This is a genomic window from Leuconostoc palmae, assembly GCF_019656075.1.
Lineage (GTDB): Bacteria > Bacillota > Bacilli > Lactobacillales > Lactobacillaceae > Leuconostoc > Leuconostoc palmae.
The window spans coordinates 215,018-233,585 of sequence record NZ_BPKZ01000001.1; the positions used below are offsets into that span (position 1 = coordinate 215,018).

General features: G+C 35.4%; 19 protein-coding genes and 3 tRNA genes. 8 read left to right on the top strand and 14 right to left on the bottom strand.

Annotated features, from left to right (window positions below; genetic code table 11):
• On the bottom strand, window positions 1-342 hold the full coding sequence (locus K5Q12_RS01085) for a hypothetical protein (RefSeq protein WP_220741919.1): 342 nt from the start codon (window positions 340-342) through the stop codon (window positions 1-3).
• Between the two features lie 102 nt (window positions 343-444).
• Window positions 445-529: transfer RNA gene (locus tag K5Q12_RS01090), tRNA-Leu, on the bottom strand.
• A gap of 284 nt (window positions 530-813) precedes the next feature.
• On the opposite strand from K5Q12_RS01090, the gene K5Q12_RS01095 reads away from it, so the two are divergent.
• Both K5Q12_RS01095 and gpmA read left to right on the top strand, forming a co-directional pair.
• Window positions 814-1,014 (top strand): cold-shock protein, encoded by a 201-nt coding sequence (locus K5Q12_RS01095; protein ID WP_004899341.1) that lies wholly within the window; start codon window positions 814-816, stop codon window positions 1,012-1,014.
• A 111-nt stretch (window positions 1,015-1,125) separates the two neighbouring features.
• Window positions 1,126-1,839, top strand: coding sequence for a 2,3-diphosphoglycerate-dependent phosphoglycerate mutase (gene gpmA, locus K5Q12_RS01100; RefSeq protein ID WP_220741920.1), 714 nt, complete (start codon window positions 1,126-1,128; stop codon window positions 1,837-1,839).
• Between the two features lie 76 nt (window positions 1,840-1,915).
• Here the strand turns inward: gpmA and K5Q12_RS01105 are convergent.
• Window positions 1,916-1,987 (bottom strand) — tRNA-Gln (locus K5Q12_RS01105).
• A 39-nt stretch (window positions 1,988-2,026) separates the two neighbouring features.
• Window positions 2,027-2,109 (bottom strand) — tRNA-Tyr (locus tag K5Q12_RS01110).
• Between the two features lie 183 nt (window positions 2,110-2,292).
• On the opposite strand from K5Q12_RS01110, the gene K5Q12_RS01115 reads away from it, so the two are divergent.
• The gene (locus K5Q12_RS01115) at window positions 2,293-2,961 is read left to right on the top strand and encodes a phosphatase PAP2 family protein (RefSeq protein ID WP_220741921.1); all 669 of its coding nucleotides are present in this window, start codon (window positions 2,293-2,295) and stop codon (window positions 2,959-2,961) included.
• A 15-nt stretch (window positions 2,962-2,976) separates the two neighbouring features.
• Here K5Q12_RS01115 and nrdF read toward each other — a convergent pair whose 3' ends face one another.
• The 4 genes from nrdF to nrdH all read right to left on the bottom strand — a co-directional run bounded on the left by nrdF (window position 2,977) and on the right by nrdH (window position 6,964).
• Window positions 2,977-3,969 carry a class 1b ribonucleoside-diphosphate reductase subunit beta gene (nrdF, locus tag K5Q12_RS01120; protein WP_220741922.1) on the bottom strand — a complete coding sequence of 331 codons (993 nt, stop codon included), beginning with the start codon at window positions 3,967-3,969 and terminating at the stop codon, window positions 2,977-2,979.
• Complete coding sequence (locus K5Q12_RS01125; protein WP_220741923.1) at window positions 3,966-4,412, bottom strand: class Ib ribonucleoside-diphosphate reductase assembly flavoprotein NrdI; 447 nt, start codon at window positions 4,410-4,412, stop codon at window positions 3,966-3,968. The genes nrdF and K5Q12_RS01125 overlap by 4 nt, the downstream gene beginning before the upstream one ends.
• Window positions 4,413-4,482: 70 nt before the next feature.
• Complete coding sequence (nrdE, locus tag K5Q12_RS01130) at window positions 4,483-6,654, bottom strand: class 1b ribonucleoside-diphosphate reductase subunit alpha (protein WP_220741924.1); 2,172 nt, start codon at window positions 6,652-6,654, stop codon at window positions 4,483-4,485.
• A 79-nt stretch (window positions 6,655-6,733) separates the two neighbouring features.
• Window positions 6,734-6,964 carry a glutaredoxin-like protein NrdH gene (gene nrdH / locus K5Q12_RS01135; protein ID WP_220741925.1) on the bottom strand — a complete coding sequence of 77 codons (231 nt, stop codon included), beginning with the start codon at window positions 6,962-6,964 and terminating at the stop codon, window positions 6,734-6,736.
• Window positions 6,965-7,459: 495 nt separating this feature from the next.
• Between nrdH and K5Q12_RS01140 the strand changes: the two genes are divergently transcribed.
• The 3 genes from K5Q12_RS01140 to hflX all read left to right on the top strand — a co-directional run bounded on the left by K5Q12_RS01140 (window position 7,460) and on the right by hflX (window position 11,155).
• Window positions 7,460-8,863 (top strand): hemolysin family protein, encoded by a 1,404-nt coding sequence (locus K5Q12_RS01140; RefSeq protein ID WP_220741926.1) that lies wholly within the window; start codon window positions 7,460-7,462, stop codon window positions 8,861-8,863.
• Between the two features lie 112 nt (window positions 8,864-8,975).
• Window positions 8,976-9,641, top strand: a complete 666-nt coding sequence (locus K5Q12_RS01145) for a histidine phosphatase family protein (protein WP_220741927.1) — start codon at window positions 8,976-8,978, stop codon at window positions 9,639-9,641.
• Window positions 9,642-9,856: 215 nt separating this feature from the next.
• Window positions 9,857-11,155: a GTPase HflX gene (gene hflX / locus K5Q12_RS01150; RefSeq protein WP_220741928.1), complete on the top strand. Its 1,299-nt coding sequence runs from the start codon at window positions 9,857-9,859 to the stop codon at window positions 11,153-11,155.
• Window positions 11,156-11,270: 115 nt separating this feature from the next.
• Here hflX and rpsI read toward each other — a convergent pair whose 3' ends face one another.
• The 6 genes from rpsI to K5Q12_RS01180 form a co-directional block, all read right to left on the bottom strand.
• Entirely contained in the window at window positions 11,271-11,666 is a 396-nt protein-coding gene (rpsI, locus tag K5Q12_RS01155) for a 30S ribosomal protein S9 (protein WP_220741031.1), read from the bottom strand.
• 18 nt (window positions 11,667-11,684) lie between these two features.
• Window positions 11,685-12,128 carry a 50S ribosomal protein L13 gene (gene rplM, locus K5Q12_RS01160; RefSeq protein WP_220741929.1) on the bottom strand — a complete coding sequence of 148 codons (444 nt, stop codon included), beginning with the start codon at window positions 12,126-12,128 and terminating at the stop codon, window positions 11,685-11,687.
• A gap of 146 nt (window positions 12,129-12,274) precedes the next feature.
• A complete protein-coding gene (gene truA, locus K5Q12_RS01165) occupies window positions 12,275-13,063 on the bottom strand; it encodes a tRNA pseudouridine(38-40) synthase TruA (RefSeq protein WP_220741930.1) in 789 nt (262 codons plus the stop codon).
• A gap of 30 nt (window positions 13,064-13,093) precedes the next feature.
• On the bottom strand, window positions 13,094-13,894 hold the full coding sequence (locus K5Q12_RS01170) for an energy-coupling factor transporter transmembrane component T family protein (protein WP_220741931.1): 801 nt from the start codon (window positions 13,892-13,894) through the stop codon (window positions 13,094-13,096).
• Entirely contained in the window at window positions 13,887-14,744 is an 858-nt protein-coding gene (locus tag K5Q12_RS01175; RefSeq protein WP_220741932.1) for an energy-coupling factor transporter ATPase, read from the bottom strand. Before K5Q12_RS01175 ends, K5Q12_RS01170 begins: the two co-directional genes overlap by 8 nt.
• On the bottom strand, window positions 14,720-15,541 hold the full coding sequence (locus K5Q12_RS01180) for an energy-coupling factor transporter ATPase (RefSeq protein ID WP_220741933.1): 822 nt from the start codon (window positions 15,539-15,541) through the stop codon (window positions 14,720-14,722). The genes K5Q12_RS01175 and K5Q12_RS01180 overlap by 25 nt, the downstream gene beginning before the upstream one ends.
• A 188-nt stretch (window positions 15,542-15,729) precedes the next feature.
• Between K5Q12_RS01180 and K5Q12_RS01185 the strand changes: the two genes are divergently transcribed.
• Together K5Q12_RS01185 and K5Q12_RS01190 are read left to right on the top strand one after the other, a co-directional pair.
• Window positions 15,730-17,400 carry an NAD(P)/FAD-dependent oxidoreductase gene (locus tag K5Q12_RS01185; RefSeq protein ID WP_220741934.1) on the top strand — a complete coding sequence of 557 codons (1,671 nt, stop codon included), beginning with the start codon at window positions 15,730-15,732 and terminating at the stop codon, window positions 17,398-17,400.
• 96 nt (window positions 17,401-17,496) lie between these two features.
• Complete coding sequence (locus tag K5Q12_RS01190) at window positions 17,497-18,498, top strand: polyprenyl synthetase family protein (RefSeq protein ID WP_220741935.1); 1,002 nt, start codon at window positions 17,497-17,499, stop codon at window positions 18,496-18,498.
• Window positions 18,499-18,568 lie beyond the last annotated feature (70 nt).

An 18,568-nucleotide genomic window follows, 5' to 3' on the forward strand; every position in this document is an offset into this window, starting at 1 on the left:
TTACTTATCATCTCCTTGTAACATCATGAACATGAAAGCAGCTTCTATTAACAGAAGTACCACCTTATATTGTGGGTCTTCATTAAGAAAATGCAAAAATAGATAACTAACAATCAAAACACTTAATCCAATAGCTGTTTTAGTTAATTTCTTTCGAAACCCACTTTGCAATAATTTAGTTTCTACACGTTCTTTTTCCACTTGCAATTCTGCTAAATCTAGTTTCAACGCTTCTACTTGATCCAATAGCTGGTCGTTTTCTTTTTGAATGTTGTCAAATTCAGCCTGTGATATCAATTGATCATTTTGTTTTTCACGTGATTTTCTTTTAAAAAATTGCATAATGTCTTATCTCCATAAACTCTATTTTACCATAAGAAAACTACGTAAAAACGTAAAATAAAAAGCATCACTTCAAAATCATTGAAGGATGCTTTTACCTAGTGCAGCCGGCGGGAGTCGAACCCGCACGCCCTAAACGGGCACAGGATCCTTAATCCTGCGCGTCTGCCAATTCCGCCACGGCTGCAATGTTGTTTGTATTGACAACCTTATTATTTTAACGTGAAAAATTTTATTTGTCAATTAGAAACCTTGACCAATAGATGCGTACTCTATCTTTTTTAATAACTACTAAAGCGATGCCAGATTACATTTTAAATTATACTTGCTTAATCTCATCAATATGTTACACTAGCCTTGTAATAAAAGTTATTGATTTTGATTTGTTTTTCTCGGAAGGCGCTCAAGTACCAATTATTTAAGTTACAAAATAAAAATCATTGGTGGAGCACACCAAAGGAGAAACATATCATGGAAAAAGGCACAGTAAAGTGGTTTAACGGCGAAAAGGGTTACGGTTTCGTAACTCGCGAAAACGGTGAAGATGTGTTCGCACACTTCTCAGCTATCCAAGGTGACGGCTTCAAGACTCTTGAAGAAGGTCAAGCTGTTGAATTCGAAGTTGAATCATCAGACCGCGGTTTGCAAGCTGCAAACATCGTAAAGTTGTAAGATTAAGTTCTACAATTTTTCAAAAACTCGCTTAGGCGAGTTTTTTTGTGTCGAAAATTCGTGGTATAATGATTTTGTTAGATTAAACACAAATTAAGGAGTTTAGCACACATGGCTAAGTTAGTATTAATCCGTCACGGTCAAAGTGAATGGAACGCATTGAACTTATTTAACGGTTGGATTGACACAAAGTTGTCAGACAAAGGCATTGCCCAAGCAAAAGAAGCTGGTGAATTATTAGCTGCCGAAGGCATCCAATTTGATCAGGCATACACATCTGTTTTGACACGTGCCATCACAACATTGCACTACGCATTGGAAGAAGCTGGACAACTATTTATTCCCGAAGCAAAATCATGGCGTTTGAACGAACGTCACTACGGCGCTTTGCAAGGCCAAAATAAAGCTGAAGCTGCAGAAAAATGGGGAGACGAGCAAGTGCATATTTGGCGTCGTTCATACGATGTGTTGCCACCATTGTTGGACGGTTACGATAAAGAAGTGACTGTTCAAGGTAAGACATACCCCGCCTTTGACCGTCGCTATGCAGATGTTCCTGAAGGTGAATTGCCATTAGGCGAAAACTTGAAGATTACTTTGGAACGCGTTTTGCCTTTCTGGGAATCAGATATTGCGCCACAATTGCAAGCTGGTAAGAATGTTGTTATTGCCGCCCATGGTAACTCATTGCGTGCTTTGGTTAAGCATCTAGAAGATATTTCTGATGATGACATTTTGAACGTTGAAATTGCCAACGGCCAACCATTGGTATATGACTTAGCTGATGATTTGTCTGTTATTTCTAAAAAAACATTAACTAAGTAAGTTAAAACCACCTCTGTCTGGTGGTTTTTTTGTATAAAAAAATAGTCCTTTACAGGACTATTTTTACTTATTTTGATTGCCCCTGCTGGATTCGAACCAGCGCATGGCGGTACCAAAAACCGCTGCCTTACCGCTTGGCGAAGGGGCAATAGTTAATTTATTTAGCCGTTAACTATTAGATCGGCTATGGGAGCGGTAGGATTCGAACCTACGAACCCGAAGGAACGGAGTTACAGTCCGTCGCGTTTAGCCAGACTTCGCTACACTCCCATATCTCAAACAACTATATTATCATAACAAAAATTATTACCCTTATCAACCTTTTTTACTAACTTATTTAAAATAGATTATTTTATATACAAAAAGATAGTCATTCATTCTCGAATAGCCTTGTTTATACCTAAACGTTTCATTATACTAGAGTAAGGTAAATTTATCACGTGGAGTAATTTAATGATTATATCAGTTACAAATAAACAACGACGATATGCTTTAATTAATCTAGTTATATTATTGTTGTTAACTATTCTAGTAAAACTAAATTTTATAATTCCAGTTGGCATTGATAATATATTCCACAACTTATTTAATAATTTACAAAGCGGATTCGGTGATATTGTCATGACCGTTGCTGCTTTTCTGGGCAATCCGATTGTAGATTTTATATATATTCTTGCTCTCACCGGTGTACTAATTATAGCAAAATTACGTATCCCTGCCATATGGGCAATCTTAACTATTCTATCAGGAAATATTGTTCTAAAGATTTTTCAAATCATAATCAATCGTCCAAGACCGATGGGACACCTACTTTCTGACAGTTCTGCTTCATTTCCCAGCTCATATATTTTTGGATTATTTGTGGTTATATTTATTATCAAAATCCTCGTGATTCCCAATGTTAATACGCTATTGACACAAATTGTTATGAATTGGGTTATCATATTAATAGGTTTAATGGCAATTATGAGTCGTATTTACTTCAATGCACATTTTGTTAGTGACACAGTTGCTTCAGTTATGTTTGCCTATTCATGGGTTATCTTCTCAGCAACATGTTACGGTAAATTAGCTCACTACTTAAAAAAACGGCTTGTTTTACTCGAAAATGATGAAATATAAAAAGCTAAGGAATAATTATTCCTTAGCTTTTTTGTTCGACCCGATTGTGTAGTCATCTTCTTCCATCGCTTCAACAGCACCTAGAAGATAGCCGTTACCCACTCCTGAAAAGAAGTCGTGGTTTGCTGTCGACGTCGAAATACCGTTCATAACAACAGGATTCACATCATCGGCACCATCAGGAAACATTGGTTCTTGTCCTAAGTTCATTAATGCCTTGTTAGCATTGTAACGCAAAAAAGTAAGCACTTGTTCTGTCCAGCCTAAATCATCATAGAGTTCATGTGTGTATTTGTCTTCGTTTTCGTATAATTCAAAGAGTAAATCATACATCCAACTTTGTAACGTGTCACGTTCTGATTCTGGCAATTGATTAAATCCAATTTGAAATTTATAGCCAATATAAGTGCCATGAACTGATTCATCGCGGATAATCAGTTTAATAATTTCAGCAACGTTCAACATCTTGTTGTGACCTAAAAAATATAACGGTGTGTAAAATCCAGAATAAAACAAGAATGTCTCTAAAAATACTGAAGCAATTTTCCGTTGTAATGGTGTTCCTGTCTGGTAAATATCATTGATACGATTTGCTTTATACTGCAAAAATTCGTTTGAGTCAGCCCAATTAAAAATTGACTCTATCTCTGCTTTTTCGTTTAGTGTTTCAAAAATTGAAGAATATGACTTAGCATGAACTGATTCCATAAATTGAATATTGTTCAACACTGCCTCTTCTTTTTGATTCACAACGTCTAACTTCAATGCTGCCATACCATCTTGAGACTGCAATGTATCTAATGTTGTTAACCCACCAAAAACAAGGTTCAATGTCTGCCGTTCCTTGTCTGACATATTTCCACGCCATGTTCTTAAATCATTTGAAATGGGGATACGTGTATCTAACCAAAATTGTTGTGTCAACTTTTCCCAAGTTGCTTTATCAAGTTCATCTTCAATATTATTCCAATTTATTGCAGTATATGAATTATTTTGTGTATGTTTCACGATTCTCCTCCAAATAACGGTTTCATCAAATTATAAACTTTTTCTGCATCAAAGATACTTCCACGCAGTTCAAACTCAAACAAAAGTGGCACATCAAATTTTTCAGCGTAACGTCTACCAGTTAAATCAAACTGAACATTAAAATTACGATTACCTCCACCAACAATTCCTTTTAAAAACTGTCGATTATTCTCGTATGCTATATAGTCACCAAGAGCATTAGTAAATATTTCCGTTACATCTGGACCTGTGCCAGTGCCGCCAGTTAAGTAAGTTGGCACAACTGCTATATACGGAGCCGTTTCAATTTCATATTCTGTCTCATCACCAATATTTTTCGTTAAAAGCACATTCCCGTTTGATTCCGCAACTGTTTTTAATTTTTCTACAAATGACTTAGTATTGCCTTCTGTGGAAGTGTATAAGACATTCATCGTCACCATGAAGTACCCCTCTCAATATTATGTACAAAAAACCATTAAGACTTGATAATGATTTTTTATATTTAAATTTTTAAATTGAACAACTTTCACACTCATTAACCCCTGATTCTTGATTATCATCAGTAAAGGTTCTGATATAGTACAGTGACTTAATACCTTTATTGAATGCATAGTGTCTTAGAATCGTTAAGTCACGTGTTGTCATCTTATTAGTCCGACCTTGTTTCCATTCATACAATTGTTCTGACAAGGTTGAACGCATAAATAATGTCAAAGACATCCCTTGATCCACATGCTCCTGAGCTGCCGCATAGACGTCAATTACTTTACGCATATCAGTGTCATACGCCGATACATAGTATGGCATAGTTTCATTGTTTAATCCAGGTGCCGGATAATAAACTTTACCAATCATCCCTTCTTGGCGTTCTTCAATTCTGTTAACTATTGGTAGCAGTGTTGCTGTTGTATCGTTGACATATGATATTGAGCCAGTCGGTGCAATAGCATGTCGATATGCATTATACATACCATATTGCGCAACTTCTGCTTTTAATTGTTCCCAATCATTTTTAGTTGGTATATGATGATCTTTAAACAATTGCGTCACTTTTTCAGTTCGAGGCGTCCAATCGTTTTCTAAGTACTTATCAAAATATGTTCCATCAGCATAAGCAGATTTTTCAAATTCAAAGAAACTTTCGTTACGTTCCTTTGCGATGTTCATTGATGCTTTAATCGAATAATAATTCAACGTCAAGAAAAAAGTTGAGGTGAAGTCGATTGATTCATCATCGCCATAGTACATTTTATTTTGTGCTAAATACGCAGCAAGACCCATCGCACCCAAACCAATCGCGTGTTTTTCAGTGTTACCCTTGGCTATAGATGGCACAACCGATAAATTAGACGTATCAGAAACAAAAGTAAGTGCTCTTACCATAGTATCAACGGAAGTACTGAAATCTGCAGTGTTCATCATGTTAACAATATTAATCGACCCTAAGTTACAACTCACATCTGAGCCTAGTTTCGTATATTCTTGTTCATCATTAATATTCGAAGAACTCTGTACTTGTAGAATTTCTGAACATAAGTTTGAAGAAATAATCTTACCATTAATTGGATTAGCTCGATTAGCTGTGTCAATGTTAATGATGTAAGGATATCCAGATTCTTGTTGAAGTTTGGAAATTTCTTCTTCTAACATACGAGCATCTACACGATATTTGGCAATTTTTTCATTTTCAACCATGTTATCGTATTCTGCTGTAATATCAACATAATTAAATGGTGTATCATATACTTTTTCTACGTCTGCAGGACTAAAAAGATACATTGGTTTATTTTGACGTACTAATTCATAAAATTTATCTGGAACTGTTAAGCCAAGAGATAGCGTTTTAACACGGACTTTTTCATCTGCATTTTCTTTTTTTGTAGACAAAAATGCCATAATGTCCGGATGGAAAATAGACAAGTAAACAACACCCGCGCCTTGTCGTGCCCCCACTTGTGAAGAAAAAGTAAATGAATCTTCCAATAATTTCATAATTGGCACAACACCACCAGCTGAGTTTGCAATACCCATAACTGGTGCTCCGGCTTCACGAACATTGGATAATGCAATGCCAACTCCCCCGCCCATCTTTGACAATTGCAACGCTGAATTAATTGTACGACCAATTGAATTCATGTCATCAGAAGTTTGAATAATGAAACAAGAAACCAACTCACCTCTACGAGCACGACCAGCATTTAAAAAGCTGGGAGTGGCCGGTTGATATCGTTGATGGATCATCTCATCTGCTAACCTTAACGCGAGTTCTTCGCGTCCATTTGCATAATACAACGCATTCATCGCAACTCGGTCCACATAGGTTTCTACATAATGTTGCCCATCGTTTGTTTTTAGGGCATATTGATTATAGAACTTAAAGGCAGCCATGAAAGACTTGAAATTAAAATGTTGAGCATCAAGAAAATCGTAAATTTTCTCTACAAAAGAAAAACGATATTGCTCAATAAATTGGCGTTCTAAAAAATTATTTTCAAAAAGCCAATCAAATCTTTCAGCAAGAGAATCAAATTTTAATACATTGGGCCACACATTTTCAGTCAAAAAGGCATCGAGAGCCTCTTGATCTTTCTCTAATTGAATTTGATTATTCTTTGGGATATTGACTTGATTATTTAAATCAAAATAAGTAACAGCATCAATATCAAGTTCTTTTAATGGCATATTGTTTAACCTCAAATTTTTTTATATTTTTGGAATAAAAAAACATCGTTCGTTTTCCTCTCGATGTTATCTAGTAAGATTAAGCTGAAATCTTTTTTAACACGTCTGGACGAAAGCCAGAAAACTTAGGCATACCTTCAACCGATATAACTGGTGTTTGACGGAATCCATCAGCCTTTAATTGATCAACATAGTCAACTTCTTCTTCGATATTAATTTCCTTAAAGGGAACCCCTTGTGCCTCTAAAAACTTTTTAGTCATTTTGCATTGTACACAATTGTATTTTGTATATACTGTTACTTTTTCCATAATCAGTTCCCTCTTCTCTTAAAATTTATATTAATAACTAAATAAACTGTTATATGTTAGTTTACCTTTTTTATTCAGATTAACAAGGACTATATAAGTCCTCACAAACAATTGTTCGAGATAATTCAATAACAACAAGAATCTAGCATACGAATTTTTTTAAAATTTCACAAACTATTCTAACGAACGTTAAAAACCTTGATAAATCAACCTTTTTAACGATTTTTAACAAATGAAATTTGTACCATAATTTTATAAAAGTTCTTCAAAAGCTTTAAAATCAACTTTTTTTCAAAGATCCCTTAATTAATTAATTTCAGTTAAACGAAAATATGTTCGCTTTTTATTCAACAGAACTAATATTATTTTTATAAAGTTCGTTATATATAATAAAAAAGTTAGGATTTCAATAATTATTTCATACAATGTACTATTAATGTGCTATTTTCTGGTATAATAGCCGATAGTTATAATTAAGAAAAGAGGTTTACGATTTTGGATTCTGGTCCGTCTATGTTCCTTAACTTTTTCATCATTGTTTTGGTTCTATTACTTGCTATTTTATTTACTTTGACAGAATATTCTTTGGTTAAAGTACGTTTGAGTGCACTTCGTGATTTGCAAGAAAAACGTGACAAACCTTCACGAAATATTGACAATGCCATCCATATGGTAACGCATTTAACTGAATATTTGTCCACAGCACAAGTAGGTATTACTTTGACGAGTCTTATCTTAGGTTGGATTGGTGAGGAAACAGTTGCCGAAATTATTTTAGGTACTGGTATGTTACCAGCAGAATATGCTCGCGTTGTGTCATCTGTTTCCGCCATGATTATATTTACAATTGTGCATGCCGTCTTTACTGATTTAGTACCTAAAAACATCGCAATTGAATCACCTGTTAAAGTTTTATTGTTCATTGTTCGTCCAGTTAGATTTTTCCATATCGCGCTTTTCCCAATGATATGGTCGTTAGATCATCTATCAAACTTTATTACTCATTTGTTGGGTTTCCGCACTGATGGTGAGGAAGATATTTATTCTCAAACAGAAATTTTATCTCTTTCAAAGAATGCCGCTGCTGCTGGTGAATTAGATGAAGAAGATCTGACTTTCATGCAGCGTGCTTTTGAAATGAATGATAAAGTCGCGGTAGATATCATGATTGATCGAACATCAATGACAGCAATTGATGTTAAAACAACAATTGCTGATGCGCTCAACTTATATTTGCAAGAACGCTACTCACGTTTCCCAGTAATCGCTGATAACGATAAAGATAAAGTTTTGGGATATGTGTTTAACTACGATTTGGTTCGCCAAGCCCGCATTAATGATACAGACTCTGTTTCAAAAATTATGCGTGACATTCCTGCGGTACCAGAAAACATGGATTTGCATGATGTGATGGACGAAATGATTATTAAACGTTCCCCTATTGCGATTGTTGTTGACGAATACGGTGGTACAAGTGGGCTTATTACCGATAAAGATATTTATGAAGAATTATTTGGTACTGTTAGAGATGAAATAGATGATGTCTCAGATGATTATATTAAAAAATTAGGGGATCACCGCTATAAAGTTTCTGGTAAAATGACGCTTTACGATTTCGAGCGATACTTTAATCAAAATATTAAAGAGCTGGAAGAAGATGATGCTGTTACACTAACTGGTTATGTCTTGAATCATGATCCCGAATTTAGAGCTGGTGATACCATGAAAGTAGCTAACTTTAGGTTTACCGCACTAGATTACGACAACGCTTATATTTCGGAATTTATTGTGCAAGCCTCTCCTACACCTCGTCAAGATCGTAATAATAATGGTATTTTTGACGAAGATGAAGTCGCACAAACAACAGAGGAAACAACTGAAAGTACTATCACAAACTAAGAAACCGTATATGCGGTTTTTTTTAGTATATTCATAAAATAAATGTTAAAATCGAGGTAATAATAAATAGGAGGTTTGTACGCATTAATTCAATAATACGTACAATTTATTTATGGCAATCAACTTATATATTGTTAGACATGGTGAGACTTACTTTAATTTTTTACATCGCTTTCAAGGATGGTCAGATGCACCACTAACACCTAAAGGTATCGAACATGGCAACCAAGCTGGTAAACGATTAGCCAATATTCATTTTGATGGTGCCTATTCTTCAGATTTAACACGTGCTATCCACACAGCCAAATACATTTTACAACAAAATAATGCTAATTCACCACTTGAACCAAAACAAGTATTTGATTTTAGAGAGCAATTTTTTGGATCATTTGAAGGTGTCAACGGTGAAACGGTTGCCACAACCTTACAAGCATATAAAGCAGAACAATTTAACGATTACACTGATTTAATAACACAATTTGGTATGGCAACTGCAATGAACACCATTGCTGAAGCTGATCCTTATCATTTCTCTGAAAATGATAGTAAATGGTGGCAACGTGTTTCGCAGGGAATAGAGTCAATTCGTAGCCAACATAAAGATGGTGATAATGTTTTAATTGTGTCGCATGGTACTACAATCAGAGGTATTGCTGAAAAATTAGGACGCCATGATTTGGCAAGTCAACCCGTTAAAAATGGTGGGTTAATGATTCTAGAATTATCACATGATAAAGACCAAATCACACTATTCAACGACGATCAAACTGTATTTTAGACAAGCATAATATTGGACATTACTACTATAACCTGTTAAAATTAACAAATTATAATGAAGGAAGTAAAGTGACTTGTCAAAAAAATTTTAAGATTTCACATACAAAAATAGTTATTTTTTTGTATGATTTCTTGAGATTGGTTTGACATTTTACTTTCGTTCAGTCAGTTAAAATGCCACCAGTCTCACTATGAAAAGACTAGAGGTATTTTTTTATGACCGAACAACGTATTATTAACGATAAAAAACGTAGTGTATTTTTAATTGGTTTAACTAATTCTAGAACAAACATTGATTACGAGTTAGAGGAACTTGCGAACTTAGCAAAAGCTAACAATTTAATACCACAAGAAATTTTTTCTCAAAAATTAGAAAGACCAAATCCTGCAACTTATTTTGGTAAAGGAAAAGTCGAAGAACTTGCTGAATTAAGCAAAACATACGATGTTGATATGATTATTGCAAATGATGAATTGTCTCCATCTCAAATTAGAAATCTAGAAAAGTTAACCAATACCACTGTTTTAGATCGAACAGGGTTAATTCTAGACATTTTTGCACAACGCGCGCAAACTAAAACTGCTAAACTACAAGTTCAACTGGCACGCTTACAATATCAGCTACCACGTTTAAGAACAAGTATGTCTATCAGTTTAGATCAGCAGACTGGCGCCGGAGGTGGCGGATTCACCTCTCGTGGATCAGGAGAAACAAAGTTAGAAGAATCTCGGCGTCGTATTACTTCTCAAATGGTTCATATTCGCCAAGAGCTTGCAGAACTATCAAAAGGAGATAACACGCGCGCTTTACGCAGACAAACGAATAACTTAGCTAGTGTTGCTTTGGTCGGGTATACTAACGCCGGCAAATCAACGCTAATGAATCGTTTACTCAATAGATTTGGTATTGGTTCTGAGACATCATCTACTAAACAAGTCTTCGAAAAAGACATGCTATTTGCCACATTGAATACCACTGTTAGACAGTTAACACTCCCTGATAAAAAGCAGTTCTTATTGAGCGATACTGTCGGTTTTGTCTCTAAATTGCCTCATAACCTTGTAGCTGCATTTAAATCAACTTTACAAGAAGCATCTCAAGCTGATTTACTATTGCAAGTCGTTGATATTTCTGATGAACATTACAAAGAAATGATGGCTACTACTGAGCAAACATTATCAGAAATTGGTGTAACCGATATTCCTATGATTACAATATATAATAAGGCTGATAAAGCAGAGTTGAACTATCCTGATATTTCTGGCGAAAATACTATCACACTATCGGCATACGATGAAGCCTCGCAAGACGCACTAATCGAACTAATCAAAAAACAAATTTTTAATGATACAGAAATTGTTAATCTTCATATTCCTTTTGATAAAGGTGATGTCCAAGCAAAATTAGCCGCTAATCATACTTTCATTGAGGAAAACTATGATACATCTGGTACATTATTAACAATTGAATTATCCAAATTAGAACGTGAACTTTTTAAAAAGTATATTCTATAAAAAAACAAGAAACTTAATACTAAGTTTCTTGTTTTTTATTAAGCATCACAACAAAAAGGCAATTAATACCCAGGTATTAATTGCCTTTTTAGCATAATAATATTTTTTAAAAATATTAACGCTTTGAGAATTGTGATGCCTTACGGGCTTTCTTCAAACCTGGCTTCTTACGTTCCTTCATACGTGAGTCACGAGTCAACAAACCTGCTGCCTTCAATGCTGCACGGAAATCAGGATCTACTGTCAACAACGCGCGGGCGATACCGTGACGTGTTGCACCAGCTTGACCAGAATAACCACCACCAATAACATTAACTAATACATCGTAGTTACCCAATGTTTCAGTTGCGTTAAATGGTTGCAAAACAACTTCACGCAAGTTAGCAAAAGGAATATATTCTTCGATTGACTTGCCGTTCATTGTGATTTGACCATTACCTGGAACCAAACGCACACGAGCAACTGAGTTCTTACGACGGCCTGTGCCGGCATATTGTACTGCTGTAGCCATAATTTAGATTCTCCTTTCTTAAACCAACTTGTTGATGTCAAGTACTTCAGGTTGTTGTGCAGTATGTGCATGTTCTGCACCTGCATATACGTGCAAGTTTAAACCTTGCTTACGTCCCAAAGTGTTCTTTGGCAACATACCGTGGATTGATAATTCAAGCAACTTTTCAGGGTTGAATTCACGATAGTTTCCAGCTGTGCGAGCCTTCAAACCACCTGGGTGGTTTGAGTGATGGTAATAAACTTTATCAGTGGCTTTCTTACCAGTCAATTTAACTTCGCTTGCATTAATGATAATTACATGGTCACCCATGTCAACGTTTGGTGTAAACGTTGGCTTGTTCTTACCACGCAAAATTGAAGCAACTACTGTTGACAAACGTCCCAAAACGACGTCTTTGGCATCAATAATATACCACTTCTTTTCGATTTCACCTGGTTTTGCTAAAAATGTTGTACGCATGTTGCGCTCCTTTGATTAGTTGTTTACAAACATAGCCGTTCCTTGCTATGCAATTACAATAAGTTTCCGGGGCTTATCGTGAGGTAAACAATACCGTGTATTATCTTACCTAAAATAAGCAATAATGTCAATGGGTTTAATCAAATTTATCGTTTTAGCAAAGAGATTTCATCATAAAAAATCTCATCCAAATATAATCCACTTGCTGGTGCTGTGAATCGCGCTTGTTCTCTATCTTTAACAGCAATTAAACGTTGGATATCATGAACATCCCGACGTTCATTGCCTATTTCTAGCAAAACACCAACCATAATACGAATTTGATTATACAAAAAGGCATTGCCCTCAAAGATGAAAATTAATTCATCTTCCTTTTCATCTTGTATTAACTCTGCTCGAGTAATTGTGCGAATTGTTGTCATAGTTTGATTTCCAGAAGCTGCAAAACTTGCGAAATCATGCTCCCCTATTAAATCGGGTAAAGCTTCTTTGATTCGATCAATATTTAAGCGCCACTGAAAATGTCCAGTATAGTGACGTTTAAATGGATCTGTAAAATCTTGGGTTGATACTCGATAAAAATAACGTTTTGCATGCGTATTAAACCTTGCATGAAATGCATCTGACACCTTAAATACTTTTTTAACCATAATGTCTCTCGGTAATAATGTATTTAATCCTTTTCTAACACCATCTTCATGTATGTCAAATGGCAAATCAAAGTGAACGACTTGTCCATTTGCATGAACCCCAGTGTCAGTACGAGAAGCCCCGACTACTTTGATAGCAGGAACAGGGTTTTTAGCCATTTGATTGACCGCACGTATTAGTTCTCCCTGTACTGTTCTATCACGCTCGACTCCTTGTTTGGTCTGGATTTGAAATCCATAAAAATCAGAGCCGTCATATGAAACAATGGCCTTGTATCGTGGCATAAGCGTTAACTATCTCCTTACTACGTATAACTATGATATTAATTTAATACCTATAAAAATTACGGTAAACACACCTAAACAACCAAAAGCAAAGTAATCGACTCGATTGTATTTTAAAACACGATACTTAGTTCTTTGTACAGCATCTTTAAAACCACGAACTTCCATAGCATTTGCTAAATCAAGTGCACGCTGTAAGGCACCAATGAACAGCGGTATCAATAGCGGTATAATAGCTTTTGCTCGCTTAATAGGTCCGCCACTTGAAAAGCTCATGCCTCGTGATTTTTGCGCATTCATAATTTTTTGTGTTTCATCCATTAACAACGGCACAAATCTCAGTGCAATAGATAACATTAACGCTAGCTCAGCTACTGGTACTCGTATTTTTTTTAAAGGCTTTAGTAACGATTCAATGGCATTGGCAATGCTTGTGGGTGGTGTTGTCAACGTTAAAATAGTAGACATCAGAATGATTAAAATGAAACGAATCATAACATACACAGCATTGACAACGCCTGTTGTTGTAATTTGAAGTGGCCCAATTTTTAAAAGTGTTGGTGTCCCAGGTGTAAACAATAATTGCAGAACAACCGTAAATAAAATCAAACAAAAAATAGGTTTTAACCCATCCCAATATAATTTCAATGGCTGGCTTGTTAGCTTAATACTAGCAAAAATAAAAATAGCTGCCCATAAATAAGTTTGCCAACTATCAGCCCACAGCATCACAAAAATATAGACAAAAGTCGCAATCATTTTTGTTCTTGGATCCAGTCTGTGAATGAATGACTCACCCGGAATAAAGCGACCAATCATAATGTTATTCATGGTCAATCTCCTTATTAATTAAATCTGCTAATTCATCTACTGTTAAAGGGCGACGCGATAGTTTAATCCCTGCTTTTTCTAACTTTTCACTAAACTGCCCTGCTTTAGGTAGATCAAGTCGCATCTCTTTAAACCAATTAATATCACGATTAAACAATTCTTGTGGTGTCGTTTCAGCTGAAACTTCGCCATCATGCATCACAATAACTTTATCAGCAACATGAATAACATGATCCATTTGATGCGAAATAAACACAACCGTTTTCCCCAATTTTTTTAGTTCCAGTACCAAATTTAGAAGTTCTTTTTGGCCTTTAGGATCTAAACCAGCAGCTGGCTCATCCATTACAATTACTTCTGGATCACTCGCAAGTGCTCCAGCCATTGCAACACGTCTCATTTGCCCGCCTGACAAATCAAAGGGAGATTTCATCCATAGAGATTCTGCAACACCAACACGAGTTAAAGCTTTTTCTGCTAAACTACGAGCGGCTTCTTTGTTACTACCAAAATTAAGTGGGGCATACATAACGTCTTCTATAACAGTATTAGCAAATAGTTGATTTTCTGGAAATTGAAATACCATTCCAACTTTTTGCCTAAGCGTCACCAATTCTTTTTCTTTGGTTTTAGAAGTCAACTCAAAGTCGTCTATCGTGACTTTACCACTGGTTGGCTTTAGCAATCCATTAATGTGCTGTACTAATGTTGATTTCCCAGAACCAGTTTGCCCAATTATTGCAGTAATCGCTCCAGTTTTCATTTCCAAAGAAACATGATGTAAAACACTTTGTGCAAGTGTTGTTCCTGCACCGTAACTAAAATTTACTTGTTCAAATTTGATAGCCACTGAATCAATTCTCTTTCATTTAAGTAATGTTTTGGCTTATGTTGCAATGATGCCACAAGTTCAGCAGAAAATGGTAGTTCAAGCCCATTTTCATGTATAAGATTAGTTTGTTTAAAAACATCTTCTGGTTCACCGTCTAAAATCAACTGGCCATCATTAATCACAACGACCCGGTCAGCCAATGCTGCCTCATCCATATCATGCGTAATTGTTATTAATGTTAGTTCTGAGCCAAATTGTGCCTTGAGCAACTTTAATGTGCGCATTACCGTGTCCCTACCATCAGGGTCAAGCATTGCTGTCGCTTCATCAAGAATAATTATTTTTGGTTTGAGTGCTAGAACACTAGCCAAAGCAACTCTTTGTTTTTGACCACCAGACAATGTATGCGGTTCACGGTTTTTAAAATCTTGCATCCCAACTACAGCTAACGCTTCATCGATTGTTTTTGCCATTTCTTTGTTAGGAATTTGTTTATTTTCTAAACCAAAAGCAACATCATCAGCAACAGTTGCTCCAACAAATTGATTATCCGGATTCTGAAATACCATGCCAATTTGTTCTCTAACATGATAAACAGTGTCTGTGGTTAGTTGTTCATCAAAAACACAAATTTTACCTGAATTAGCCACCATTAACCCAAGGATTAATTTAGCTAGTGTTGATTTCCCAGAACCATTATGTCCTACTAATGCGACCCACTGACCTTCTTCGATAGATAAATTGAAATCTTCAAATAAAGTATGATCTTCATTATAGTTATAGTTTAAATTGTTAATTTTAATTGCTTTAGTCATTAGTCACTATTTTATCACAGGTTAACGTAATATTCTCTATTTTAGTTTATGGCATACCTTGTCAGATTTAATGTTTCTTCACAAGGATATTTTCTAGTTAACCCTTTTAAAATAAAGAATATTGGTCTATAATAAAATAGATATTTCACAAGAATATTAGACAATTCACAATAAGGAAGAAAATAGTCATGGCAGAAAAAAACATTGTCATTGTTGGCGCTGGGTTTGGTGGTGTATTCGCAGCAAAAACATTGTCAAAGAAGTTAAAATCACATAAAGAATATAATATTATTTTAATCGATAAACATTCTTACTTCACATACATGACAGAATTGCACGAAGTGGCTTCAGAACGTGTTTTACCTAAGCATGTTCAAGAAGATTTAGAGCATCTCTTTTACCAAAATAAAAATGTTAAACTATTGACTGCTGAAGTAAACGGTATTGATAAATCAGCTAAAATTGTCAAAACAACACATGGCGATATTAGTTATGAAAAACTACTTTTAGCCGTTGGTGGTCAATCCAATGATTTTGGTACTCCAGGTGTTAAAGAGCATGGTTTTGAACTATGGTCAATGGAAGAATCATTAAAAATACGTGCACATATTGAAAACATTATCGGACAAGGTGCCGGAGAGTTAGATCCAATAAAGCGTGAACAACTCCTAACAGTTGCAGTAGTTGGTTCTGGATTCACCGGTGCTGAGTTAATGGGTGAATTTATTGAACAACGTAAAATTCTTGCAAGAGATTACAAACTAGATGAAAAGGAAATCAAGCTCGTATTGCTGGAAGCCTCTCCTTCAATTCTTAATATGTTAAAGGATCGTAATCTTGCTAATAAAGCGTTTAAATACATGACAGACAACGGTGTTGACATCCGTCTTAATTCTCGCGTTACAGGTGTCACAGAAGATGGTGTTGTATTTTCTGATGATACAACCTTACCAACAAAGTCATTAATTTGGACAGCCGGTGTTAAAGCAAAGTCATTTATTTCTGATTGGGGATTTAAATATGGACGCGGTGGTCGTATCGAAGCTGATGATTACATGCGTGCTACATTAGACGATGAAACACCAGCTGCTGATATTTATGTTGCTGGTGACACATTGTCATACGTCGATGAAAAAACTGGTCCAGTTCCTCAAACAGTTGAAGGTGCTGAAAGTGCTGCTAGAACTGCTTCTAACAACATTTTAGCTGATTTGGGGTTTGGAAAAGCAAAGACTTTTTCAGAATTAGTCAGTTATCATGGTTTTGCGGTTTCTATCGGTTCTCAGTACACAGTTGCTAGTCTATTAGGCTTAAACTTCTCTGGTTTCTTTGCAAGCCTTGCAAAACATGGTATTAATTTATTTTTCTATTCTCAAATACGATCAATGTACTCTATTTTCCATTACATGCTTGACGAATTTTTCCGAACAGAAAATGGCCGTAACCCATTCAAAGGGTCTATTTCTAGATTAGGTAACGTTTTGTGGTCAACACCATTACGTATTTTCTTAGGACTTTTCTGGATACTAGCTGCTCTAGGTAATCTTGGTAGTTTGAATGACTTGTTCTGGCAAAATAGTGTATTGAGTTTTGTTGAAATTGCTACTGGTGCTGGTATATTAGTTGGCTTAATGACTTGGCCATTAGCACTTGTTTCAATTGTGCTAACTATTGCTGCTTGGGCAACTAATGGATACGATATAACACATTTGTTCTTAATCCTTTCAAGCCTTGCTATCATGAATGGATCTGGTCGTGGATTTGGATTGGACTTTTATGTTGTGCCACTACTACAAAAGATTTTTGGTGGTCTTTGGTACGGTAAATCTAAATCTGTCTATGACGACTTACAAAAATAATTTTTTAAAAAGTGCGATGATTCTTTTCTCGCACTTTGTACATAATACCTGTATACTGGTTAATAGTATACTTGAGAGAAATAGAGAAAATTTAACATGGCAACGCCTACTTTACCTAAAATTTGGAATGACTTCCCAGAACTATCTGCTCCTTTACAGTCTGTTCTAGCAGATATATCTTCTAGCTGGCATATTGGTTTTGATGAAATTGATAGCGCTATACGCTCACAATTAAATGCCGGCAAACTAATCCGACCATCCTTAACTCTGATGTTTTCAAATCTTACAAAAAATCCTTATAGTGAGGAAGCTGTTGCTTTAGGCGCCAGTGTTGAGTTACTACATCTTGCAACATTAATTCATGATGATATTATTGATCAATCAAAATTACGTCGTGGACATGAGAGTATTCAAAGTCAGTTTGGCGCTGATACTGCCGTATATGCTGGTGACTATCTGCTGACAGGTATGTTTTCTTTACTACAAAAAGCAAATAAAAAAGATGCTAGCGGATTAGCCCTAAAAGCATTACAAGAAATACTTTTCGGTGAACTCACTCAAAAACATAATAGATACGATTTAAATTCTAACTTCTCGTCTTATTTGCAGCAAATTAAAGGTAAAACTGCAGCATTATTCCGACTAAGTGTTACTTTCGGTATTGTGAGTGGCAGTGACGACTACGATAATGAGCTCTTAGAAACAGTTGCAAAATTAGGTGAAAATATTGGAATTACTTTTCAGTTATTAGATGATTATTTAGATTTTGAATCAACTGAAGAAAATATTTCTTTGGGTAAACCCATTGGTCAAGATGTTCGTAATGGTATCTATACAGCCCCCATACTATTTGCCTTAGAAGATAGTCTTATTACAAATAAAATAAGACCGTTACTACTGAAGCGAGATTTAATTACCAATGAGGAGTTGCTAATTTTACACGAACTTATCAATAATAGTAGCGCAATGCAGAAAATGTCTGATTTGTTAAGTGACTATTCTCAACAATTAAACGACATGATTCAAAAACTACCTAGTAACATATTACGTACACAATTAGAAACATTGAGCCAATTGTTACTTAACAGAACCTACTAATACAAAATAAAAAGCTTGGAGCAATTTGCTCCAAGCTTTTTATTTTGTATTAGTTTAACTCGTAAAGTAA